This window comes from Corynebacterium sp. TUM25020, assembly GCF_056388495.1.
Window position 1 is genome coordinate 568,734 of record NZ_JBWJFG010000001.1, and the last position, 23,515, is coordinate 592,248.

At 60.1% G+C, this 23,515-nt stretch carries 24 protein-coding genes; 20 read left to right on the top strand and 4 right to left on the bottom strand.

All coding sequences use genetic code 11. The features are described 5' to 3' along the window. Positions 1 to 36: 36 nt before the first annotated feature. The 3 genes from AC05K6_RS02545 to AC05K6_RS02555 are packed head-to-tail and all read left to right on the top strand — an operon-like array spanning position 37 to position 2,669. The gene (locus tag AC05K6_RS02545) at positions 37 to 909 is read left to right on the top strand and encodes an undecaprenyl-diphosphate phosphatase (protein ID WP_448307686.1); all 873 of its coding nucleotides are present in this window, start codon (positions 37 to 39) and stop codon (positions 907 to 909) included. An 11-nt stretch (positions 910 to 920) separates the two neighbouring features. After that, on the top strand, positions 921 to 2,168 hold the full coding sequence (gene mshC, locus AC05K6_RS02550) for a cysteine--1-D-myo-inosityl 2-amino-2-deoxy-alpha-D-glucopyranoside ligase (RefSeq protein WP_476727672.1): 1,248 nt from the start codon (positions 921 to 923) through the stop codon (positions 2,166 to 2,168). A 24-nt stretch (positions 2,169 to 2,192) separates the two neighbouring features. Next, on the top strand, positions 2,193 to 2,669 hold the full coding sequence (locus AC05K6_RS02555) for a hypothetical protein (RefSeq protein ID WP_293791229.1): 477 nt from the start codon (positions 2,193 to 2,195) through the stop codon (positions 2,667 to 2,669). On the opposite strand, the gene AC05K6_RS02560 is transcribed toward AC05K6_RS02555, so the two are convergent. Then, positions 2,666 to 3,511, bottom strand: coding sequence for a thioesterase family protein (locus tag AC05K6_RS02560; RefSeq protein WP_476727673.1), 846 nt, complete (start codon positions 3,509 to 3,511; stop codon positions 2,666 to 2,668). The genes AC05K6_RS02555 and AC05K6_RS02560 overlap by 4 nt on opposite strands. A gap of 89 nt (positions 3,512 to 3,600) precedes the next feature. On the opposite strand from AC05K6_RS02560, the gene AC05K6_RS02565 reads away from it, so the two are divergent. From AC05K6_RS02565 to aspA, 3 genes are read left to right on the top strand one after another with little or no spacing between them, the layout of a single operon-like run. Further along, positions 3,601 to 4,608 (top strand): phosphoribosyl-ATP diphosphatase, encoded by a 1,008-nt coding sequence (locus AC05K6_RS02565; RefSeq protein WP_476727674.1) that lies wholly within the window; start codon positions 3,601 to 3,603, stop codon positions 4,606 to 4,608. A 24-nt stretch (positions 4,609 to 4,632) separates the two neighbouring features. Further along, positions 4,633 to 5,478, top strand: a complete 846-nt coding sequence (gene hisG / locus AC05K6_RS02570; protein ID WP_293791226.1) for an ATP phosphoribosyltransferase — start codon at positions 4,633 to 4,635, stop codon at positions 5,476 to 5,478. Between the two features lie 58 nt (positions 5,479 to 5,536). Continuing rightward, entirely contained in the window at positions 5,537 to 7,096 is a 1,560-nt protein-coding gene (gene aspA, locus AC05K6_RS02575) for an aspartate ammonia-lyase (protein WP_476727675.1), read from the top strand. On the opposite strand, the gene AC05K6_RS02580 is transcribed toward aspA, so the two are convergent. Continuing rightward, entirely contained in the window at positions 7,069 to 7,869 is an 801-nt protein-coding gene (locus AC05K6_RS02580) for a RecB family exonuclease (protein WP_476727676.1), read from the bottom strand. The genes aspA and AC05K6_RS02580 overlap by 28 nt on opposite strands. A gap of 56 nt (positions 7,870 to 7,925) precedes the next feature. Between AC05K6_RS02580 and AC05K6_RS02585 the strand changes: the two genes are divergently transcribed. From AC05K6_RS02585 to AC05K6_RS02635, 11 genes are read left to right on the top strand one after another with little or no spacing between them, the layout of a single operon-like run. Beyond that, complete coding sequence (locus AC05K6_RS02585; RefSeq protein ID WP_293791223.1) at positions 7,926 to 8,759, top strand: tRNA (adenine-N1)-methyltransferase; 834 nt, start codon at positions 7,926 to 7,928, stop codon at positions 8,757 to 8,759. Positions 8,760 to 8,772: 13 nt separating this feature from the next. Beyond that, positions 8,773 to 10,317 carry a proteasome ATPase gene (arc, locus tag AC05K6_RS02590; protein WP_476727677.1) on the top strand — a complete coding sequence of 515 codons (1,545 nt, stop codon included), beginning with the start codon at positions 8,773 to 8,775 and terminating at the stop codon, positions 10,315 to 10,317. Positions 10,318 to 10,340: 23 nt separating this feature from the next. After that, positions 10,341 to 11,864 (top strand): depupylase/deamidase Dop, encoded by a 1,524-nt coding sequence (dop, locus tag AC05K6_RS02595; RefSeq protein ID WP_476727678.1) that lies wholly within the window; start codon positions 10,341 to 10,343, stop codon positions 11,862 to 11,864. 2 nt (positions 11,865 to 11,866) lie between these two features. Continuing rightward, on the top strand, positions 11,867 to 12,061 hold the full coding sequence (locus tag AC05K6_RS02600) for a ubiquitin-like protein Pup (RefSeq protein WP_476727679.1): 195 nt from the start codon (positions 11,867 to 11,869) through the stop codon (positions 12,059 to 12,061). Further along, a complete protein-coding gene (gene pafA / locus AC05K6_RS02605; protein ID WP_293791219.1) occupies positions 12,058 to 13,461 on the top strand; it encodes a Pup--protein ligase in 1,404 nt (467 codons plus the stop codon). The genes AC05K6_RS02600 and pafA overlap by 4 nt, the downstream gene beginning before the upstream one ends. Next, positions 13,458 to 14,393, top strand: a complete 936-nt coding sequence (locus tag AC05K6_RS02610) for a helix-turn-helix transcriptional regulator (protein ID WP_476727680.1) — start codon at positions 13,458 to 13,460, stop codon at positions 14,391 to 14,393. The genes pafA and AC05K6_RS02610 overlap by 4 nt, the downstream gene beginning before the upstream one ends. Continuing rightward, complete coding sequence (locus AC05K6_RS02615) at positions 14,390 to 15,358, top strand: helix-turn-helix transcriptional regulator (protein WP_476727681.1); 969 nt, start codon at positions 14,390 to 14,392, stop codon at positions 15,356 to 15,358. The genes AC05K6_RS02610 and AC05K6_RS02615 overlap by 4 nt, the downstream gene beginning before the upstream one ends. A 38-nt stretch (positions 15,359 to 15,396) precedes the next feature. Continuing rightward, complete coding sequence (gene tatA, locus AC05K6_RS02620; protein WP_293791216.1) at positions 15,397 to 15,666, top strand: Sec-independent protein translocase subunit TatA; 270 nt, start codon at positions 15,397 to 15,399, stop codon at positions 15,664 to 15,666. Between the two features lie 36 nt (positions 15,667 to 15,702). Next, a complete protein-coding gene (gene tatC / locus AC05K6_RS02625; RefSeq protein ID WP_448307735.1) occupies positions 15,703 to 16,644 on the top strand; it encodes a twin-arginine translocase subunit TatC in 942 nt (313 codons plus the stop codon). After that, entirely contained in the window at positions 16,631 to 19,303 is a 2,673-nt protein-coding gene (locus AC05K6_RS02630; protein WP_476727682.1) for a DEAD/DEAH box helicase, read from the top strand. Before tatC ends, AC05K6_RS02630 begins: the two co-directional genes overlap by 14 nt. Beyond that, a complete protein-coding gene (locus AC05K6_RS02635; protein ID WP_476727683.1) occupies positions 19,296 to 20,024 on the top strand; it encodes an SDR family NAD(P)-dependent oxidoreductase in 729 nt (242 codons plus the stop codon). Before AC05K6_RS02630 ends, AC05K6_RS02635 begins: the two co-directional genes overlap by 8 nt. 12 nt (positions 20,025 to 20,036) lie before the next feature. Here the strand turns inward: AC05K6_RS02635 and AC05K6_RS02640 are convergent, their stop codons facing one another. After that, positions 20,037 to 20,300, bottom strand: a complete 264-nt coding sequence (locus tag AC05K6_RS02640) for a hypothetical protein (RefSeq protein ID WP_448307696.1) — start codon at positions 20,298 to 20,300, stop codon at positions 20,037 to 20,039. Positions 20,301 to 20,452: 152 nt separating this feature from the next. On the opposite strand from AC05K6_RS02640, the gene AC05K6_RS02645 reads away from it, so the two are divergent. Genes AC05K6_RS02645 through AC05K6_RS02655 form a run of 3 tightly spaced genes read left to right on the top strand, consistent with a single transcriptional unit; the run spans position 20,453 to position 23,098 of the window. Beyond that, the gene (locus AC05K6_RS02645) at positions 20,453 to 20,890 is read left to right on the top strand and encodes an FxsA family protein (protein WP_448307697.1); all 438 of its coding nucleotides are present in this window, start codon (positions 20,453 to 20,455) and stop codon (positions 20,888 to 20,890) included. Then, positions 20,887 to 22,314, top strand: a complete 1,428-nt coding sequence (lnt, locus tag AC05K6_RS02650; RefSeq protein ID WP_476727684.1) for an apolipoprotein N-acyltransferase — start codon at positions 20,887 to 20,889, stop codon at positions 22,312 to 22,314. Before AC05K6_RS02645 ends, lnt begins: the two co-directional genes overlap by 4 nt. Further along, a complete protein-coding gene (locus tag AC05K6_RS02655; protein WP_448307699.1) occupies positions 22,307 to 23,098 on the top strand; it encodes a polyprenol monophosphomannose synthase in 792 nt (263 codons plus the stop codon). The genes lnt and AC05K6_RS02655 overlap by 8 nt, the downstream gene beginning before the upstream one ends. Here the strand turns inward: AC05K6_RS02655 and AC05K6_RS02660 are convergent. Beyond that, a complete protein-coding gene (locus tag AC05K6_RS02660) occupies positions 23,089 to 23,463 on the bottom strand; it encodes an RNA polymerase-binding protein RbpA (RefSeq protein ID WP_293791209.1) in 375 nt (124 codons plus the stop codon). The genes AC05K6_RS02655 and AC05K6_RS02660 overlap by 10 nt on opposite strands. Between the last annotated feature and the right edge of the window lie 52 nt (positions 23,464 to 23,515).

Here is a 23,515-nt window from a genome sequence, read left to right on the forward strand (position 1 = left end):
CGTCAAGGCGGGCCGAAAGGACTAGGCTTTGTCCCCATGACTACAGACATGACTTGGGCGCAGACAATCATTCTGTCGCTCATCCAGGGCCTAACGGAGTTCCTGCCGGTTTCTTCGTCTGGACACCTACGCATTTTCTCTACCTTGCTGTGGGGCGAGGATGCCGGAGCATCGTTTACCGCCGTCATACAGCTGGGAACTGAACTGGCGGTGTTGGTGTTCTTCGCCAAGGACATCTGGAATATCGCCAGCGCGTGGTGTCGGGGCATGTGGGAATGGATCACCGACCTTACCGGTAAGCACGGCCGTCGTGAGTTCCGCAGCCAATTCGACTATCGCATGGGCTGGATGGTCATCGTTGGCACCCTGCCCGTAGCCATTCTGGGTTACCTAGGCAAGGACCTCATCCGGGATAACCTACGCAACCTGTGGATCACCGCGACCATGCTTGTGGTTTTCTCCTTCGTGTTCATCCTCGCCGAGCGCATGGGGCGCCGGGAACGCAGCTTTGGCGAGCTCACCATGCGTGATTCCATCATCATGGGTTTCGCTCAGTGCCTGGCACTAATCCCGGGTGTTTCCCGCTCCGGCGGCACTGTCTCGGCGGGCCTCTTCCTCAACCTCGACCGTGAGGTCGCCACCCGTTACTCTTTCTTGCTCGCCATCCCTGCCGTTCTGGCCTCGGGGCTTTTCTCTCTTCCCGACGCCTTTAGTCCCGACGCCGGACAGGCCGCCTCGGGCGCCCAATTGTTCGTGGGCACGGCCATTGCTTTTGCAGTGGGCTATGCGTCGATTGCGTGGCTGCTGAAGTTCGTGGCCCACCACTCCTTTGCCTGGTTTGCACTGTGGCGTATCCCGCTAGGCCTGGCCGTAATGGGTCTACTCGCATTCGGCGTGCTGCAAGCTTAGAATCGATTGCCATGCACTCTTGGCCGGAACCGGAAGTCCCACAGCTGCCGGGCGAAGCCCCACAGCTTCGCCTGTATGACGCTGCCGACGATGTTCTCAAGCCCGTCGACCTCTCCGGAGACGAGGTAGGTATGTATGTCTGCGGCATCACCCCATACGATTCAACTCATCTGGGGCATGCCGCGACTTATCTCACCTTCGATCTGATTCACCGCTATCTGCGCACTGCGGGGCACAGCGTGCACTTCGTACAAAACATCACCGACGTGGACGATCCGTTGTTCGAACGCGCTGAACGTGACGGGGTTGATTGGCAGGATCTCGGAAGCAGCCAAATTGACCTGTTCCGCTCCGATATGAAGGATCTGGCCGTCATTCCGCCCCGCGACTATATTGGCGCGATGGAATCCATCGACGAGGTTATCGAGATGGTGGCCAAGCTCCTGGAGGTCGGCGCTGCTTACCAGCTGGAAGATGACGAGTACCCGGACATCTACGCTGACTACACCTTCTTGCCGCAGTTTGGTTACGAGTCACGCTATAACGAGGAGCAGATGGCCGAGTTCTTTGCCGAACGCGGGGGAGACCCGGAACGCCCCGGCAAGCGCCACCCGATGGACGCGCTCCTGTGGCGCGCGCACCGGGAAGGGGAGCCGAAGTGGGATTCGCACTTTGGCCCTGGACGCCCCGGCTGGCACATCGAATGCTCAGCCATTGCGGTGAATCGTCTGGGCGCACCATTTGCCATCCAGGGCGGTGGCAGCGACCTACGCTTTCCACACCATGAGTTTTCCGCCACCCATGCAGAAGCAGCCCACGAGGTAGAGCGCATGGCGCACCACTATGTACACACCGGCATGATCGGTCTAAACGGGACGAAGATGAGCAAGTCCCTGGGCAACCTCGTTTTTGTTTCCAAGCTCACTGCCGCCGGACACGAACCGGCTGCGATTCGCCTCGGGGTGTACGCGGGCCACTATCGTCAAGACCGCGACTGGACCGGCGATGTGCTGGCACAAGCCGAACATCGGATTGCCCTCTGGCGGCAAGCCCTAGGCACGGGCTCCACCAGCCTGGATGAGGCTCGTGAGCTCGTCGCCACCGTGCGTCGCTGTCTGGCTAATGACCTCGATACCGCAGGCGCATTGGAGGCTCTCGACGACTGGGCAGTGGCAGTTAAGCCGGGCGCGGCAGGGGATGAGGCTGCGGCGTCAGAAATAAAAACCGCTATCGATGCGCTGTTGGGCGTGCGCCTCTAGCGTTTAGAGGGCACACTATCTCTTATGAGCACCACACAGCTGAGCACAGCCACCACCGATGCCCGTGAAGAGTTCATCGACAACCTGCGCCAAATGGCGACGGGAAGTTACCTCCGTGACGAGGATCGCGAATTCTGGGAGGCTCCGTACCCGGAGTCTGCGGTGGACGAAGCCGAGGGAATCATCGACGGTATGCTGCAGGCTGCACAGTCCGTGGCAGCTAGCGACGAGGCAGAGTTGAACAAGATCGCGGCCACCTTGCAGCTGCAAAACACTGAGGACAGTGCGGAGGAGCAGCCCAACGCCACCACTTTGGCGATCACCACTGTCATCACGCAGCACATTTCGAAGCTCAAGGAGCTCTCCGCCCGTCACGAGGACGCGCTGTTAGAGGACGAGGAGATCAAGGATCTGCTCGCCCTGGTCGAGAAGTTGGCCGTGGATCTCGATGCCGATGAGATCTTCGTGGCCAACCAGGCCGAGGCCGTCTGCGAAAGCTAACGCGGCGCCAGCATAATTGCCTGGTTGCAGGTGCCGATGAGCCCCTGTTGGTCATAGATGCGGGTGACCGTCGTACCAATGCCGTCGGTACCATAGTTCGCCTCGGCGCTTAGCCCCAGCCAGTCACCGCGCATCTCGTGGTGCAGGTAGACGGTGGTATCGACGTTCATGTACGTCCACTTGTCGGTATCCAATAGGTTGTTCAGGCCATTGGCAATGTCCACGGTCTTCATGAGCCGTACCCAGGTGGAATCTTCCTTGCCAGCCACAGCAGGCAGCTGCGTACGCGACCAGTAGATTGCGGGGTTGCGCTTTGTGGCAACCTCCAGCTGCCTGTCTTCCAGGTCTGCCTTGCGTACATCGATCGAATCGATATAGCCGCTTGCCCAGCGTTCGAGGAACTCGGTTCCGTCCTCGGCAGCGTGTGGGCCGGGCATGGACTCACCGACGGTGCGCTCAATTTCCGTGGTGTCCCCGCGGCGAATCCACCATCCGGAGCCGCGGATGTACTCGCGGCCCGTGACGTCTGTGACGACTGCCTCGAGGAAGCTGATGCGCTTTCCCGGACGCACCACCCGGGCAGTGGTTTGCAACTCGCCCAGTGGCACGGCGCCGAGGATTTCCACGGTCATGCGGCTGAAGCGGCCTTCCTGCAAAGACAGTCCAGCATCGCGCGCACCGTCCTCCAATACAGTGGCGATGAGTGCCGCAGGAGGGGAGCCGTGTTGAAAGCCCGGCCCCCATGGACTTTCGGTGTGACGGGTGGGGTGATAGTTGCGGTATATCTGGCCACCTTCTTCCTTAGCCTCGCCAGGTATGAAGTAAGCCGACTGCTTGCTCATGCTGTTCCTTTCATAGGTGTGTCCTACGTCACTTACTATCGCATATGGTCGAGGGCGGGCGACGGGTTTGTCCTAAACTGAGGCTCATCATGAAAGCAATACTTTGGGACATGGACGGCACCCTGGTCGATTCCGAACCGCTATGGGGCATCGCAACTTTCGAAATGGGCGAGAAAATGGGGCGTCCACTAACGCCCGAGGTCCGCGAGCGGACGGTGGGCGCGACAACCCCCACAACCGTCGAAATTTGCGCCGAGCATGCGGGGTTAGTACTCGATGACGCCGCCAAGGCGGAGTGGTTGAACTTTATGTACACGCGCGTCGGCGAGCTCCTATCGCGGCAATTAGAGTTCCGCCCTGGGATCCGGGACATTCTCACCGAGGCCAAAGCCACCGGTTTCCCCATGGCGTTGGTAACCAATACCAACCGCGCGTTGACGGAGCTCTCCCTGGAATCCATCGGACGGGAATTTTTCGACTTCACCCTGTGCGGCGACGAGGTTCCACATGGCAAGCCCGCCCCTGATATCTATGCCACCGCTGCCGAGCGCTTTGGCTTTTCGCCGGATGAATGCCTGGTAGTGGAGGATTCCACAACCGGTATGACTGCCGCGCGGGATGCTGGCTGCCGAGTGCTTGGAGCCCCAACGGACGCAGGCACCGCAATTCCCGATAATGTGCACACCTTGGCTGAGCTGCGCGGGGGAGTGCAGGATCTGGAAGGCTTCACGCTACATGATCTGCGCCAGATCTACGCAGACCTAGGGCACACTGCACCGGCTGGTGTGCGATCTGCCACAATAGAAGATGTGGACGACGTAAACGAACAAGAACTCAAAACCTTCGATTCCCTTTTCGCTGAGCTTTCTTCCCGCGCCAAGGAGCGCCCGGAAGGGTCTGGCACGGTCAAGGCTCTGGACGCCGGAGTGCATTTCCAGGGCAAGAAGATCATTGAGGAGGCTGGTGAGGTATGGCTAGCCGCGGAGTACGAGTCCGATGAGGAGCTGGCCGAGGAGATTTCCCAGCTTCTGTACTGGCTACAGGTAGTCATGGTTGGCCGGGGCCTGACTCCCGCTGACGTCTACAAGTTCCTCTAAGCAAGAAAGGCAGTCACGACGATCATGCTGCGCGTCGCAGTGCCCAACAAGGGCTCCCTGTCCGAGAAGGCAACATCCATCCTGAAGGAAGCTGGCTATGCCACCCGAGGTGATTCCAAGTCTCTGACGATCACCGACGAGGCCAATGGCGTGGAGTTTTACTTCCTGCGCCCTAAGGACATTGCCATTTACATTGCCTCCGGACACCTGGACATCGGTATTACCGGTCGTGACTTGGCCGCCGATACCCGAGAAGAGGTCGACGAGCTGCTGGCTCTGGGTTTTGGCGCCTCGACGTTCCGCTACGCCGCCCCGAAGGATGAAGAGTGGACGGTGGAGCAGCTTGATGGGAAGCGCATTGCCACGAGTTACCCAAACTTGGTGCGCAAGGATCTCGCCGCACGCGGTCTAGATGCGCAGGTGATCCGTCTGGACGGAGCTGTTGAGATTTCTATCCGCCTGGGCGTAGCGGATGTCATCGCCGATGTGGTCTCCACCGGTCGTACCTTGCGCCAGCAGGGACTCAAGCCCTTCGGCGACGCGCTGTGTGTCTCCGAGGCCGTAATTGTGGGGCGAAAGGGAGCGGAGGTCACCGCTGAGCAGCAAGTGTTGATCAACCGTATCCAGGGCATTCTGCACGCACACAACTACGTGATGCTGGACTACAACGTGGATCGCAAGAACCTTGAGAAGGTTGCTGCTATCACCCCGGGCTTGTCCGCTCCAACCGTATCCCCTCTGGCCAACGACAGCTGGGTAGCCGTCCGTGCAATGGTGCCGAAAACGCAGGCAAACTCCCTAATGGACGAACTTTCTGCCCTCGGCGCAGAGGCTATTTTGGCCACCGACATACGGATTGCTCGCATCTAGTCACAATTCGTTAGGGTAGGGGAAAGATCTTTATCCCCAACACCCATGAGGACGAATCGTGACTGATCAACCAATCCCCTCTGCAGCAGCGGCAAAGGTTCACGGCGACAATGTCGTCAGCTCCACCGATATCATCACGTCGGCTGAAACACACTCCCAGCTGGCGCGAGCTGCAAAGAGCTTCCGCACCGAGGAAGATCTCCTGGGAACCATGGAGGTTCCGGATCACGCTTATTACGGCGTGCACACCCTCCGCGCGGTCGATAACTTCCAGGTTTCCCGCACCACTATCAACCAGATTCCGGAGTTTATCCGAGGCATGGTGATGGTGAAGAAGGCCACCGCGATTGCCAACAACGAGGTCTTCGCCCTGCCAGATGAGAAGGCGAAGGCCATTATCTGGGCTTGCGATCAGGTGTTGGAAGAGCACCGTTGCATGGATCAGTTCCCGATCGACGTGTTCCAGGGTGGCGCCGGCACCAGTGTGAACATGAACACCAATGAAGTCATCGCCAACCTGGCATTGGAATATCTCGGCCATCCGAAGGGCTCCTACGACATCATCAACCCCAACGATGACGTCAACATGTCCCAGTCCACCAACGATGCGTATCCGACCGGCTTCCGCCTGGGACTGCACTTCGCCATCGACCAGCTCATCATGCACCTCGATGCCCTGGAGCGCGCCTTCCTGGCGAAGGGTCACGAATTCCGCAACATCCTCAAAATGGGGCGCACCCAGCTACAGGATGCGGTGCCTATGTCCCTCGGTCAGGAGTTCCGCGCTTTTGGCTACAACATCGCCGAGGAGCGCCTACAGCTGGAACGCGCGCAGGCACAGCTCCGTGAGATGAACCTCGGCGCCACCGCCATCGGTACCGGCGTCAACACCCCACCCGGTTACCAGAGCGCTGTCATCCGCGCGCTGAGCGAAGTCAGTGGACTGAAGATCGAGCCCGCCCGCGACCTCATCGAGGCAACCAGCGACACCGGCGCCTATGTCAACGCCCACGCCGCAGTGAAGCGCGTGGCCATGAAGCTGTCCAAGATCTGTAACGACCTGCGCCTGCTGTCCTCTGGCCCACGCGCTGGCCTCAATGAGATCAACCTGCCGGAGCGACAGGCGGGCTCGTCCATCATGCCCGCCAAGGTCAACCCAGTGATCCCCGAGGTCGTCAATCAGATCTGCTTCAAGGTCTTCGGCAACGACCAGACCGTGTCCATGGCCGCGGAGTCCGGTCAGTTGCAGCTGAATGTCATGGAGCCCGTCATCGCACAGTGCGTCTTCGAGTCTGTGCGTTTCCTGGCTCGGGCCTGCACCACTCTGCGTGCCCTTTGCGTCGTGGACATTACCGCCAACGCCGATGTCTGCCGCAAGTATGTGGAAGACTCCATCGGCATCGTTACCTACTTGAACCCGCTGATCGGCCACCACAACGGTGACAAGATCGGTAAGGAGGCCGCCCGCACTGGCAAGTCCGTGCGCGACCTGGTGCTGGAAATGGACCTGCTTGACGAAAAGACCCTCGACGAGGTCTTGAGCCCGGAGAACCTGCTGAACCCGACATTCCAGGGCAAGCTGTACACGGACTACAGCGAGGAAAACTCCGAGGGATAGTCCGGCGGGGTGCCACCAAAGGCAGGGCAGAGGTCTTGAAAATGGCACCAACCGCATAGCTTGGTCGTACGCGGCTGGAAATCTCCGCTGCGTACATCAGCCATAATCCGCTGCCACAGCTCGCCTAATTCACGCTCAAACGCAACCAGTTCCTTAGCAGTGGGGCTTAGCACCATATCGTCGCTGACTTTCAGATACATCAATCGCAGCTGAGTGGGTAGTTCGCCAGTCATGCGCCACCACACTAAGGCGTAAAACAGCATCTGGAATCGGGCAGTATCGGCGAAACGCGGCGCGGGTTTCTTACCGGTCTTATAGTCCACCACGCGCACCTGACCGGTTTCGGCAATATCAACCCGGTCGATGAAACCGCGCACCGGGACATCGTTTGGCAGCGTCAGATTCACGTATTGTTCGCACTCGTGGGCGTCAAAACCCTCCGGGTTTTCCATCTGAAAATAGCCCTTAACCAGCTCGCGACATTCCTCCCAAAATTCCAGAGTGGATTGCTCCGGCACCAGCTCGGCCAGTTCGTCGTCTTTGGCCAGCATCTTCTCCCACTCCGGTCGGATCATCTTCACCGCTGCCGGATAGGTCCGCTGCTCCCGTGGCAGCTGGTGCAGATTCTCCAGCACCGCATGTACCAGAGTTCCCTTTACCTGTGCGACGGTGCTTGGCTCCTCCAACTTGTCAATCGCCCGGAAGCGATACAGCAGCGGGCACTGCTTGTAGTCGTTGGCGCGGGAGGGGGAGAGGGCTAGTTTCTTAATCACCCTGACCAGCCTAGTAAAATGAACCAGATCCCTTAAAGCAGGAAGGAAGATCCCATATGGCTTATTCCGGACGTTTCACCGAAGGCGACCGCGTGCAGCTCACCGACGCCAAGCGCCGGCACTTCACAATTACCCTCGCACAAGGCGAAAGCTTCTTCACCCACAAGGGCGAGATCCGCCACGACGACATTATCGGTCAGCACGAAGGAACCGTAGTGAAGTCCTCCGGTGCAGGCGAGTACCTGTGCTTCCGTCACCTGCTGGTTGACCACGTGCTTTCCATGCCTCGTGGCGCAGCGGTGATCTATCCAAAGGATGCCGCTCAGATCCTCGTGGAAGGCGATATCTTCCCCGGCGCGACCGTACTGGAGGCCGGCGCGGGCTCCGGTGCCATGAGTACGTGGCTGCTGCGCGCCGTCGGACCGAAAGGCAAGGTCATTAGCTATGAAATCCGCGAAGATCACCTGGCCTATGCCAAGGACAATGTGGAGGACTACTTCGGTGGCCACCCCGATAATTGGGATCTACGTCTGGGTGACTTAAAGACCGTCACTAAGGAGGATGTCGGCGACGTCGACCGCGTGCTGCTGGACATGCTGGAGCCCTGGGAGATGCTGGATACCGTCAAGGACGTGCTTATTCCCGGTGGCGTATTTATGACTTATGTCGCCACCGTCCCGCAGCTCATGAAGGTCATGGAGGGCATCCGCGAAACCGGCTGCTTTACCGAGCCCAAAGCGTGGGAATCCCTGGTACGAGAGTGGAAGGTCGACGGCCTGGCCACCCGCCCCGAACACCGGATGAACGCGCACACGGCATTTCTGATCCTGGCTCGCAGGCTGGCTGATGGCGTCACCGCACCTCGACCGCAACGCCGCGCCCGCCGTTAGTAGACTGGTCAGTATGACCGAGCACACATCAGCGGAAGGACCTCAAACTCTGCGCGAGCTGCAGGTCGCCAATCGGCAACTCGGCGCGCGCAACGCGAAGCTCGTGGAGCTGCTGCAGGCCAGCCGTGCGAAACTGGAGGAAATGAACGGCCGGTTGGAAGCCCTGGCCGAACCTCCCAGCACCTACGGCACCCTGCTGGAAGCCAACCGCGATCTCAGTGCGGAGGTCTTTACGGCTGGTCGCCGGATGCGGCTCATGGTCTCGCCGCATGTGCCACAGCACGAGCTGGTTCCCGGCGCGATGGTGCGCCTCGGGGAGGGCCAGCAGGTCGTGGAGGTCACGGGGCAACCGGACTTCGGCGATATCGCGCAGGTAGTGGAGGTCACGGGTAACCGCCTAATTATCGCCGACAAGGTGGGCGAGGAGTTCGTGGTCAAGGCCACCACAGAACTGGCTGGCACCGTGGCCACCGGCGATTCCGTCATTGTGGATCGCAAATCCGGCTGGGCTTTCGAGGCAGTGCCCCGAGCCGAGACGAACAACCTCATCCTGGAGGAAGTTCCGGATGTCACCTATGACGACATTGGTGGCCTGGGCCAGCAGATCACCCAGATCCGCGACGCGGTCGAACTGCCGTTCCTGCATCCCGAGATCTACACTCGTTACGGGCTTCGACCGCCGAAGGGAGTGCTGCTCTATGGCCCGCCCGGTAATGGCAAGACACTCATTGCCAAGGCCGTGGCGAACTCTCTGGCGCAATCAGATTCCCCTTATTTCCTCAACATCAAGGGACCCGAGCTGCTGAACAAATTCGTCGGCGAGACCGAGCGCCAGATCCGGTTGATCTTCGAGCAGGCTCGCCGCGTGGCTAGCTCCGGCCGTCCGGTGATCGTCTTTTTCGACGAGATGGAGGCGCTGTTCCGCACGCGCGGCACCGGTGTGAGCTCTGATATGGAGTCCACAGTCGTTCCGCAGCTCCTCGCCGAGCTCGACGGTGTGGAGGCCGCGGGCAATGTCATCATCATCGGCGCATCGAACCGCGAGGAGCTCATCGACCCGGCCATCCTGCGCCCTGGCCGACTCGACGTAAAAATCCGTATTGCCCGCCCCGATGCGGAAGGCGCGGAAGCGATCCTATCCAAGCATCTCGACGCTTCTCTTCCTATTGACGCCGACTTCTCCGCTGCAGCCGGTTCCGATGAAGCCGCCGTCGCCTCCCTGCGACGCAGCATTGTCGACGAGCTATTCGCCCGGGATGAGACGCACCGTTATGTCACGCTGCACTACGCCGACGGTACGAGCGATGATCTGTACTGGGCAGATTTCGTCTCCGGCGCAATGTTGGCAAACATCGTGGATCGGGCGAAGACGCTGGCTATCAAGGACGCGCTGCATAAGGGTTCCGACGGCATGCGCCCAGAGCACGTGACCGAAGCCGTGCGTGCAGAGGTAGCCGATTCCGAGGACCTGCCGGACACCACGAACCCGGCGGAGTGGGCGCGAATCTACGGCCATGGGACGAAGCGCGTCGTAGACATCGACGTACACAGGGTTTAATGAGGGTTTAGGAGGCTCGCACTTTGTTTGGACCGCATATTATTGGCTCCGAAACGGAGTATGGCATTGTCGCGGTAGACGATCCGACAGCCAGCCCGATCCATACCTCCACCCAGGCCGTCGTGGCCTATGCGGAGCACAGCGGACAGGGGGTGAACCGTCGCACCCGTTGGGACTATGAAAGCGAATCGCCCTTGCGCGATATTCGCGGCTTTGACCTGCGCCGCTACCGCAGGGGGAGCGCACCGGTTTTAGATCCCAATGCGCTGGGGGCTGCGAACGTCATTACTGCCAATGGCGCGCGTTTCTACGTAGACCATGCACACCCCGAGTATTCCTCTCCGGAATCCACGACCGCTTACGACGCGGTGGTGTGGGACAAAGCCGGCGACATCATCATGCACCGCGCGGCCGAGGCCGCAGAGCCGGAACTGAAGATCTACAAGAACAACGTCGATGGCAAGGGTGCCAGTTATGGCTCGCACGAGAACTACCTCTACCCGCGCGATCTGGACGTGGAAGATGTACAGGCTGCGCTGATCCCGCACTTCGTCACCCGCCAGGTGTTCTGTGGGGCGGGGCGCATTGGGCTGGGGCAGCAGGGCGAGCAGCCTGGCTTTCAGATCAGCCAGCGCGCCGACTATATCGAAACCGATATTTCACTGGAGACCACGCTCAACCGTGGCATCGTCAACACCCGCGATGAACCCCACGCGGACGCGGACAAGTGGCGTCGTCTGCATGTCATTATCGGAGACGCGAACCTCAGCGAGTTCTCCAACTACCTGAAGTTCGGAACCACTGCGTTAGTACTCGCGGCCGTGGCGCAGGGTGCTTATTTCGGTGATCTGCGTTTGCTTGAGCCTGTGTCCGACGTCCAGCGCGTTTCTCGCGACCTGGATTGCACTGCGCGCCTGCGCTTCTATGGCCAGGCTGAGCGAACGGCCATCGAGACGCAGCGGGAGATTCGCAAGCGCGTGGGGGAGATCATGGACCTGCGTGGAGACGATCTTGAGGTCTATGAGCTGTGGGGCCAGATCCTCGACGATCTTCAGGCCGATCCGCTATCCACCGCCGACCGCCTGGATTGGACGGCGAAGCTGCAGCTGATTAACGCTTACCGTGCCCGCGGATTGGAGTGGACCGACCCCCGCCTAGCGCTAGTCGACCTGCAATATTCGGATATCGACCCGCGCCGCGGGCTTTACCACGCGCTGGTTAAGAAGGGGCGGATGCGTACCTTTATCGACCCTGCGGAGGTCACCTCCGCTGTCGATACCCCGCCGGCCTCAACTCGCGCATGGCTGCGGGGCCACCTGGTGGCGAATTACTCTGCGGATATCCTCTCGGCGAACTGGGATAACGTTATCGTGGACACCCCGGACGGCGTCGTGCAGATCACCATGGACGATCCGCGCGGGTTCAATCAGCTGGAGCTGCGAACGCTGCTGGAGTCCGGGACTAGGCCCGGCATTTCCGAACTCGTGGCAGGCTTGAAGGAAATCAACCCGGAGAAGGTTTCCGGGGTTGGCAGAAAGGAAGTTTAAACATGGCACAGGGCGGACAGGTCAGCGCCGGCGGCGGTCGGCGTGAGGACGACCAACCGATCGAACAAACCACCGGCGCCGGCGCCCAGCAAGTCAACGTCACCGGCACCGATGATCTTCTGGATGAAATCGACGGACTGCTAGAGAATAACGCTGAGGAGTTTGTTCGCTCCTACGTGCAAAAGGGCGGACAGTGACAGCTATTCGCCGCCGCATCATGGGTCTGGAGACCGAGTACGGGATCGCCAACATGCAGGATTCTTCCCGTCGCCTCGGCCCAGACGAGATCGCCCGCAAACTCTTCGCCCCTGTGGTGGAAAAGCACCGCAGCTCGAACATCTACACCGAGAATGCCTCGCGACTTTATCTAGACGTTGGCGCACACCCGGAGTTCGCCACGGCGGAGTGCGATAGCCTGCACCAGCTAATCGCCTATGATCGCTCCGGTGATCTCATGATGCACGAGCTGGCCGACCGCGCCGAGCAGGCCGTCGGCGGCAAGGTCTATTTGCTCAAGAACAACACGGACTCGCTGGGAAACTCCTATGGCTGCCACGAGAATTACCTCGTCAGCCGCGATATTCCCTTGAAAGGCCTCAGTAAGCAGCTATTGCCTTTCTTGGTTACCCGCCAGCTCATCTGCGGTGCGGGCAAACTTGCCATCCCGTACCCCGGCGCGCCGAACGAGAATTTCGGACCCGGCTACACCATGAGCCAGCGCGCCGACCACGTCTGGGAGGGCGTCTCTAGCGCTACCACCCGATCGCGGCCAATCATCAACACCCGCGACGAGCCGCACGCCGATTCCGCCAAGTACCGTCGCCTGCACGTTATCGTTGGCGATTCAAACATGTCGGAAGTCACCACAGCGCTGAAGGTCGGCTCGACCTTGCTGGTGTTGGAGATGATCGAAGCCGGCGTCGCACTGCCCGATTTCGAGATGGCTAATGAGATCCGCTCGATTCGCGAAATCGCCCGCGACTTCACCGGCCAGGTGGACATTGCCTTGCGCAGCGGTTCGACTGCCACACCGTTGGAGGTACAGCGCGCTTTTTATGACGCCGCCTGCGCCTATCTCGCTCATCGTGAGGACGTGGAGCTGGGCACCCCCAATGCTGAGCTAGCCCCCGTGGTGGATCTGTGGGGCCGAGTGCTGGACTGCTTCGACACGGGCGACTTCGCCCCGGTCTCCACTGAGATCGACTGGGTTATCAAGAAGTCCCTGCTGGATCGCATGGCCGCTGCCCGCGGCCTGGATCCAATTGACCCGCGCCTGGCACAGATCGATTTGATGTACCACGACATCCACCCGACGCGTGGCCTATTCCACGTGTTGGCCCGCCGCGGCCTGGCTCGCACATTGCTGGAGACAGAGGAGATCGAGCAAGCGGTACGCCAGGCACCACAAACCACCCGTGCCGCGGTGCGTGGACGCTTCATTTCCGCTGTTCGTGCCCACCCGGAGTTGTCTTATACGGTGGATTGGATGCGGGTGAAGGTCAACGGCGAGAACGGGGCGGAGTCCCTGCTGGCCGATCCTTTTGCCACGACCGATGAGGATGTCGATCGTATTATTGCCTCTATGGAAGCCCGATGAATCGCAACCGCCCCGTTGAAACTCACTGGATACCAGGCGCTACGCGCCTATTTAATCTGGTCATCGCACTCATTAATTCCGAAAAGCCGCGCACGCCCGAGTGGATTTTGGCCAATGTTGAAGGCTATCAGCAGGTGAACATCGACTCCGCGCGAAAGCAGCTAGAGCGCGACCGGAAGGATCTGGAAGCGCTCGGGGTGCACATCGGAGGTACGGATCTGCTTTCCCTCGACTCCTCCCAGTCCTTCCTGCCAGACATTGAATTCACCGATGGGGAAGCCACTGTCATCACCGCGGCGAGCCGTTGGGCACAGTCGGGGGAGATGCTTTCTGCTGCCCAGTCCGCCTACACCAAATTGGCTGCCGCTGGTCTGCAGCGCCGTGTCGCCTCCGGCGAGGTAACCATTCCAAGCGTGCCGGATCACACAGCCTTGGATGGGGACTCCATCGACGCGATTTTCCGCGCCCTCGATAACGGTCTCGTCCTGACCTTCAACTACTATCCCTCGCTGGTCGACAATCCCCAGCAGCGTCGCCTCGAGCCCTGGGCCTATGGCGCCCGGGATGGCCTTATTTACGTCACGGGTTTCGACCTGGACCGTGGCGCACAGCGCACTTTCCGGTTAGCGCGCATCGACTCCGTTTCCGCTTTGCCGGAGTTCGCCCAGCACCCGCGTCCGCAGGGTACCCCGCAGCAGCTGATCGAGCAGGGTTTGGAAAACAGCCATCAGATGGTCACCGCCACGGTCGAATTTCCTGGCGAAGGAGCCTGGGAGCTCCGCCGCCTCACTAACGACTCGGGCACCATTGGGCCTGTGGATCGCGACTGGCTGATCCGGACCGCGGCTGCTTACGCCCCGCAGGTCGTGGTCACTTCGCCACCGGATATTGTCGCCGCTATCGTAGCGGTACTCAAGGAGGCTGCTTCATGACGCCACCACGTTCCAACGCCGAACAATTCCTACGCACCCTTTCCGTCTTGGCCTGGTTCCGTAATCATCCGGACGGCAGCCTGATGGAAGCGTCGCGCACCTTGGGCCTTTCCACCCCGCAGATCACCCATGAACTGGGACAGGTCAGCATGTGCCGCATGCCCGAGAGCATTTTGGACATGCCGGTGGAGGTGACGGTGGATCGAATGCGTGCATCGGTAAAGTTCTCCGCCGGTTTGGACCACCCGGTCGTCTTGAACAGCCTGGAGGCTGGCGTGCTGTTGTTGAACTTGCAGGCTCTGCGGTCGACTGCACCGCCGGAGATGCAGCAGAATATCGACTCCGCCAGCGATAAGATTCAGACTCTGCTGCGCGCCCGGCGCGAGTACACGGAGGCTTTCACCCCCGAGACAACCCCCTCTGCGCCGGCTTTTCTGCCACTGCGACGTCGCCTTGCCGAAGCTATCCAAACTCGCCGTCAAGTGAGTTTCAACTACCAATCGCTTTCTAGCGACACCTTCACGTCCCGGATCGCAGACCCGGACCATGTCGCTCTCGTCGACGGTGAGTACTACCTCTGGGCACGGGAAGGTGGCGTCACCACAAAAACTTTTGCGCTATCCCGCATCGACGCGCTCGACCTGGGCGAGGAGGGTTCCGCCTCCCCTCAAGTACAACCCGACATCGACCCGCAGGATCCCTTCGGCTTTGAGGAGACCGACGAATGGGCGCGGGTAGAGCTGGATGAGTCGCTGCGTTGGATGTTGGAATATTTCCCTATGTGGGTGGTGGAGGATGAATCCCGCTTGGTCGTCGACGTGCCCAACACGGGCGAGTGGTTTATGCGTTTCCTGCTTGGCTTTTCGCCCGGAATTCGAGTGCTGGAACCGCTACCATTGGCCGAGAACTTAAAAGTCCTAGCCCGGCGTGGCCTCGATGCATACGAGGCTCGAGGGCTAGGATAGAAAGACCAATCCCAACTATAGAAAGCTTGTAGAAACCAATGCCGAACCTTGGCGTTCCTGAACTAATTATCATCGCTCTGGTCATCTTCCTGCTGTTCGGAGCGACCCGCCTGCCCAATGCTGCGCGCTCCCTGGGTCGTTCGATGCGCATCTTCAAGTCCGAGATGGACGAGATGAAGACCGACAAGGATGGCAAGGAGAGCAAGGAGCTGACCGAGAAGCAGGCTCCGACCGCCGAGCAGCAGCAGGCTCAGGATCTGGCTCAGCCGCAGTCCCAGCCCAAGACCGAACAGCAACCAAACGAGTAAGTGGCTAAGAAGCTAAAGAAACCCGCCGATGGTTCGATGACCATCGTCGAGCACATCAATGAGCTGCGCAAGCGCGTCTTCATTGCCCTGATCGCGATCGCCGTCGGCACCGTTATCGGATATATCTGGTACAACGTCGAGGTCGGCCCGATCCCTTCACTGGGTGAGGTGCTGCGCGGACCGTACTGTAACCTGCCGGAGGAAGCCCGCTTCGGTTCCGAAGCAGGGGAGTGCCGACTGCTGGCCACCGGGCCTTTTGAGATGTTTATGCTGCGCTTGAAGGTCGGCGCACTGGCCGGAATGGTGTTTTCCTCGCCCATATGGCTGGGACAGATCTGGGCATATATCACCCCAGGTCTGCACAAGAACGAGAAGCGTTGGACTCTCGGCGTGGGCATTTCCGCCGGACTGCTGTTTGCCGTCGGTGCGGTGTTGGCCTACTTCGTACTGTCTTATGGCTTGGAGTTCCTGCTCACCATTGGTGATGAGGCTCAGATCGCCGCGCTTAACGGCGAGCGCTATTTCAGCTTCGCCATGGCGCTGCTGTTGATTTTCGGTGTGAGCTTTGAGGTTCCGCTCATCACCGTGCTGCTAAATCTGGCACACGTAGTGAGCTATCAGCAGCTCAAGGACAAGCGTCGCTTCATCTGGGCTTTCCTTTTCCTCTTCGCTGCCTTCGTCACTCCTGGTCAGGATCCGATCTCCATGGTGATCCTGGCGATCTCGCTGTGTGCAATGATGGAAATCGCCACGCAGATTGCTCGGATCAACGACAAGCGCAGGAAGGATAACCAGGAGGAATGGCTGGAGGTCGATGACGATGCGACCACCGACATCGATGCCCCGGAGCCGATCCGCCCCGTGACCGCCACCGCACCTCCGCAGTCCACCAGCGCAGCCCGCCCGATCACTACTCCCAAGCGCCAGGATCCCAAGGCGCAGAATTTCTCGACTACCGATTTCGATGACATTCTCTAGCCCCCAGGTAGAGCGCTTCTGCGCCCAGTACGATTTCCCTCTGGACAACTTTCAGGTACAAGCGGCCGAAGCTATCGACCGGGGGCGGGGCGTTCTCGTGGCCGCCCCGACGGGCGCGGGTAAAACCATCGTCGGCGAGTTCGCCGTGTTCGCTGCCTTCCACGGTGACGGCACGTGTTTCTATACCACGCCTATCAAGGCGTTGAGTAACCAAAAGTTCCACGATCTCGTCGCTCGCTACGGCGAGGCGAACGTCGGCTTGCTCACCGGTGACGTCACCATCAACGGTGATGCACCCATCGTTGTGATGACCACCGAGGTCTTGCGCAACATGATCTATGCCGATTCCGAGCGCCTGGAAACGCTCACGCACGTCGTCATGGACGAGGTGCACTTTTTGGCTGATCGTTCCCGCGGGCCGGTGTGGGAGGAGGCGATCCTCAATCTCGATCCGCGCGTGATCCTGGTATCGCTGTCGGCGACTGTCTCCAATGTTGAGGAATTCGGCGGTTGGCTCTCCGCAGTGCGCGGCGATACCGAGATCATCGTCACTGAAAAGCGTCCCGTTCCACTGACACAGTTCATGATGGTGGGCCGCCAGATCCTGCCGCTTTTCGAGGGCTCGGAGCAGCATCTCGGTGCCATCAATCGCAAGGTTGTTGCAGCCGCCGCCAAGGCCGAGGAAACTGGCAAACGCCGTGGACCTAAGCGCGGCGACGTCATCCAGCACATGGCCACCGCCGGAATGTTGCCGGCGATTTACTTTATATTTTCGCGTGTTGGTTGTGACGCCGCCGTTCGCGCCCTGCTGGTCGATCGCGTGGACTACTCGTCACCAGCGGAAAGAGAAGAAATCCTGCGCACGATCGACGCAGGTGTGGCCGACCTGACGGAAGAAGACTTAAATGTCCTGGGCTTCCGCCAGTGGCGGCGCGCACTTTCCCGCGGCTTCGCCGCCCATCACGCTGGCATGTTGCCGGCCTTCCGCCACATCGTGGAGGATCTATTCTCCCGCGGGCTGCTAAAAGTCTGCTTTGCCACCGAAACTCTGGCCCTGGGCATCAATATGCCTGCCCGCTCGGTGGTGCTGGAGAAGTTGGTGAAGTTTAATGGTGAGACGCATGCCGACCTCACCCCCGGCCAATACACTCAGCTCACAGGTCGCGCTGGCCGCCGTGGCATCGACACGAAGGGCAACGCGGTGGTGCTGTGGAGCCAGGGTCTGGATCCTTATGGGGTCGCAGACTTGGCGTCAACAAGAACCTATCCGTTGGATTCCACCTTCCGCCCCGGCTACAACATGGCCGTGAACCTCATCGGCACCATGGGACTGGACGAGGCGCATCGGCTGCTGCTGCGTTCCTTTGCGCAGTACCAGACCAACGGCGCGGTGGTGGAAAGCGCCGAGCAGATTGAGAAGCGCCGCCGCGAGCTGGCGCAACAGGAAAAGCAGCTGAAAGCTACGATCCGCGAGGTACGTCGCCCGTCCAATAGTCTCAATGACGACTTCAAAATGGTTACCGAGTACGGGCAGCTGCGCCGCGAACTTTCTCAGGAGGAGCGCCGTGCCAAGCGCATGGTGGTCGACGAGGCCGCAACGGAAACGACATCACTGCTGCAATCTCTGCAGACTGGCGATGTAATCGCACTGCCTACCGGTAAGAACCCGATGACCGCCGTGATCGCCCGGACGGATCACCGTGGCCGGCCCACCATTATCACCGAGGACGGCTGGGCGGAGCGTGTGAATCCCGATATGTTCGGCAACACGCCGGTGCATATTGGCCATATGCATTTGCACAAGGGTGTGGCACGCAACCCGAAGCGTCAGGCTAGGGCAGTAGCGGCCAACCTGCGACGCTTGCAGCTGGATAAGCCCAAAAAGCTTAAGCCGCGGGCACGTCGCCGTTCCCTTCGAGCACTCGAGCTGCGCGAGCAAGTACACGCACACCCGGTGCACGCTTGGGAGGGCCGCGAAGAGCTTTGCCGCGCCGCCGAGCAGTATCTGAAGGCTGCCCGCCGCCTGGAGTTCGAGCAAAAGGAGCAGCCGCAGGAGTCCGACTCTTTGTCTGCGCAGTTCAACCGCATCCTCGCGTTGCTGTCGGAGCTGGACTACGTGGAACTCGAGGGAAACACTGCCCGCATCACCATGGAGGGCGAGCGGCTTTCTAAAATCCACCACGAATCTGACCTACTGGTTGCCCAGTGCTTGCGCCGTGGCGTGTGGGATGAGCTGGATCCGGCGGAGCTTGCCGCAGTGGCAAGCACGTGTGTGTTCGAAAATCGGCGCGATTCCGGTTCCAAAGACGACGGTGTGCCGACGGAACCCCTGGCCACCGCAATTAGCCAGACCTGGCGCATCTACCAGGAACTTTCCACCGATGAACAGCGCCACAACCTCACCGTGACCCGTGCGCCAGAGCTGGGCTTCGCCACCGCCGTGCACCAGTGGACTGCCGGTGCACCGCTGGAATACTGCCTGCGCGCGGCGGAGGCTAGCGGCGCCACCCTCACCCCGGGTGATTTTGTACGCTGGTGCCGCCGGGTGATCGACCTGTTGGATCAGATCAAGTTGACCGGTTATTCCAATGAAGTAAAGGCGGCCTCCCGCAAGGCAGTCGCCGCGATGAGACGAGGAGTTGTGGCCCTCGATGGCTAAGAAGATCGCAATTTTCGGAGCGACCAGCGAAATCGGTGGCGAGATCGCCCGCATGCTGGCTCCCGGCAACCATCTGGTGCTCGCTGGCCGCCGCACCACGGATCTCGCCGAAGAGCTGTATAACCTCGGCGCCACCCAGGTTGACTCCTTCTTTTTCGACGCCACCGACGTGGATTCCCACGCCAACCTCATAGCGGAGATCGAGGCCACCGGCCCTTTGGACGTCGCCCTGGCGATGTTCGGGGTGCTGGGCGACCAAGAGCTTGCCGAGCGCGATTCCGCCGAGGTGTACCGCGTGTTGCACACGGACTTCACAGCCCAGGCGGTGCTACTCACGGAGCTGGCACAGGTGATGAAGTCCCGCGGCAGGGGAGTACTGGTGGCCTATTCCTCCATCGCCGGTGCGCGCGTGCGCCGGCCGAACTATGTCTATGGCTCAGCGAAAGCGGGTCTCGATGGTTTCTGCCAGGGCATGCAAGATGCGCTCCAGGGCACCGGAGTGCGCTTGGTCATTGTCCGCCCGGGCTTCGTCATTGGCCGTATGACCCGTGGCATGGATCCGGCGCCCTTGTCCACAACTCCGGATGTGGTCGCGGCCGCCACGGTTCGCGCTATCAACGACGAAAGCGCGGAATCCGTGTGGATCCCGCGCTCCCTGAAATTGCTGGCCGCTGCTATGCAGGTGGTTCCGCGTTGGCTGTGGCGGCGTGCTCCTCGCTAATACGTGGAAGATCTAAACGTGGAAGATGTTGTAGAAGATCGTCCGCAACACACCGAATGCCACGGAAATGCCGGTTGCCGCGGCGATGCCGATTGCAACCTTCGCGAACGGGTTCAGGTTCTCCCACCACTCGTCGGAGTCCTTGGTGCTGGAGCCCTCGGTAGTGGTACCAGAGCTGGAACTCTGGGGATTAGTTTCTGCCACGGCCGGGGTAACGGTGGCCAGAGCCATCGTGGGTGCCAGTGCAGCGGCGATAATAGTGCGACGAATACGCATCGAGGTGCTCCCTTAAACGTAGTTAATGCTTTGGCGTGTAGGAACCTTTTGTTCCACACCTTCGTTATCGTTATGTAAGCACGCTTTTGTTACAAAGATCGCGTTTTCATAACAATTTTTCAGACGGATACTATAGGAGCCTCCAAACCATCATGCAATTTCTACCTGCCGTGTATCTGGTTGTGGAACTCATCGCCTTCATTCTGTTGGGAGTCTGGATCGGCTGGGGCTGGGCGCTTCTGATACTTTTGGGCTTGTTTGTGCTGGGTCTCGCCCTCGCTACGTGGCAGATGCGCGAGCTGACCGTCCGCGCGCTGAGCCAGAATGATCGCCCGGGCGCTCTAACTGCCGATATGGCGCTGTCCATGGTAGGTGCGGTGGGCGTTGCAGTACCGGGTATTGTCTCTAGTTTCCTGGGAATCTTCTTCCTTATTCCTCCGACGCGCACGCTGATCCGCAAAATGTTGGGTCAAGCAGCCCGCCGTTCTCTGGAGCGCTTCGGCGTCACAACCTACACTCGCGTCAATCGCATCCAGAACTCAGGCGGTTGGGGAGAAGTTATTGACCACCGCGCGGGCGAAAACGAATGATTCTTAAGATCCTCGTCGCTGTCTTCAGCGGCGTGATGGTCTTCGCTTCCTTCGAGCCGACCGGCCTGTGGTGGGCCGCGCCGCTCGGGTTCGCGTTGCTGTTCTACTTTGCTGATTCCCACCATGCCATGCTGATGGCCTGGGTGCAGGGTCTAGCCATTTACGGTCTTTTGCTGCCGTGGGTGGGAGAGTTCGTCGGCGCTGCCGCGTGGATCGCCCTGGCTGTTGTTCAGTCCCTCTATAGCCTGCTCTTCGGCGTAGGCCTCAAGTATTTGCTTCGACGCCCCCTCACGGCCCACATCGTCGGCATTCCGACCTGGTTCGTCGCTGTGGAGTGGCTGCGATCTTCTTTCCCCTTCGGCGGTTTTCCCTGGGGACGCATCGCATGGGGGCAGGCGAGTGGCCCGCTGAGTTGGCTGATACGCCTCGGCGGTCCCTCGGTTGTCACCTTCGCCGTTGTGCTGATTGGTCTGCTCCTCGCACTCAGCATCCGCAAACACGTGGTTCCCGCCTATGCGCTGGCCGGTGTTGTTGCACTGGTCGGCACCTATGCGCTGCTGATCCCCGCGCCCTCCGCCGACCACACCGTGAATGTCGTGGCAGTGCAGGGCAATGTGCCACGCCTGGGACTGGATTTCAATGCGCAGCGTCGCGCTGTACTGGATAACCACGTGCGTCGTACCGAAAAGGTGGAGTCCCACCCGGACATCGTTATCTGGCCGGAGAATTCAGCGGACGTCAATCCGTTTACCGATGCCACCGCCCGCCAGCAGGTCGAGAAAGCGCAACGCTCCATCGACGCACCAATCCTCGTAGGTACCGTTAGCCCGGAGCTCAACACGATGGTGGTGTGGGACAAAAACGGGCCGGGGGAGAAGCATGTAAAGCACTATCTGCAGCCCTTCGGCGAGTACATGCCTTTCCGGGATTTCCTGCGGAAGTTCAGCGAGTATGTCGATCGCGCCGGTAACTTCCAGCCTGGAAACGATAACGGCGTGGTGCACATGGCAGGAATTCCGGTGGGTGTGGCCACATGCTATGAGGTTAGCTTCGATGGTGCGTTCCGCTCGGCAGTGCGCGGTGGCGCGCAGATTCTGACAAGCCCCACGAACAACGCCACTTTTGGTTTCACGGACATGACCTACCAGCAGCTGGCCATGTCGCGTATGCGAGCAAAGGAATACGATCGTTCCGTAGTCGTTGCCGCGACCTCGGGCGTTTCGGCTATTGTCGCTCCCGACGGGCGCGTCGAGCAGCGGACGGGTATCTTCACCTCTGACGCCCTCGAGGCCGAGTTGCCTCTAAGCGATACAATGACACTGTCGGCTCGCGTCGGCCCATGGGTAGAGCGGATTCTAGCTATCCTGGGGCTGCTGTCCGTGGCATTTACATATAGGAGAGGTAAGAAAGCTTTTCATGAATAAGCTCAGCGATAAAACCCTGGTCATCATCCCGACCTACAACGAGAAGGAAAACCTTCCGCTCATTATTGGTCGGCTGCTGAAGGCCGAGCCCGAGCGTGTGGACGTGCTTGTCGTCGACGATTCCAGCCCGGACGGCACCGGTGAGCTGGCCGACGAGATGGCCGCTGAAAACCCGAAGATTCACGTGATGCACCGCGGTGGCAAGGGCGGCCTGGGCGGCGCTTATATCGCTGGCTTCCACTGGGGCTTGGAGCGTGACTACGAGATCCTGTGTGAAATGGACGCGGATGGTTCTCACGCTCCCGAGCAGCTGTACCTGCTGCTGGATCGCATCGATGCGGGAGCGGAAATGGTTCTGGGTTCCCGTTATATCAAGGGCGGAAAGACCGTAAACTGGCCGGTCAGCCGCCAGGTTTTGTCCCGCGGTGGCAATGTCTACGCTTCCATGGCTCTGGGCGCGGGTCTGTCCGATATCACGGGTGGCTACCGCGCATATCGTCGCGAGGTGCTGGAGGGCATCGATCTCGATGCCGTTGATTCTGCCGGCTATGTATTCCAGGTGGACCTAGCATGGCGCGCCGTCGAAGCCGGCTTCGACGTCCGCGAAGTTCCGATCACTTTCACCGAGCGTGAAATCGGTGATTCCAAGATGAGCGGCAATATCGTTTCCGAGGCTTTGGTCCAGGTGACGAAGTGGGGTGCCACGCACCGTTACAACCAGGTGAAGAACCTGGCACAGGAGTCCTGGCGCATCGGCGCTGGCACCGTACGTCGCTACTTCTGAGCCGCTTCCTGCTCCTTCATGAGCTTCACCGCGGTGCGGCGGCGCTTGCGGAGGAGTTCGATGCGCTCGTCAAGCAGTTCGTCGAGTTCCTCGAGGCTGCGACGCTCACGCAGCATGTCCCAGTGAGTACGAGGGGGCTTGACGGGCTTGGATTCCTGCCCTTCGCCCTCTACCAGCGTGCCTAGCTGGCCGTTCTTGCACATCCATTCCTGCGGGATTTCCGCGTCATCGGCGAAGGGAACCTCGTAGATTTCTCCAGCCTCGGTGCGGTACTTCACCATCTGGCGGGGAGCCAGATCGTGGTCGCGATCCGTCTCATAAGAAACGGCACCCATGCGACTTCCGCGCAGTACGCGATCGGCCATCTTTTCATCACTCCTCAATTAGTTCGAACTAATCCATCATAACAACGAAGAA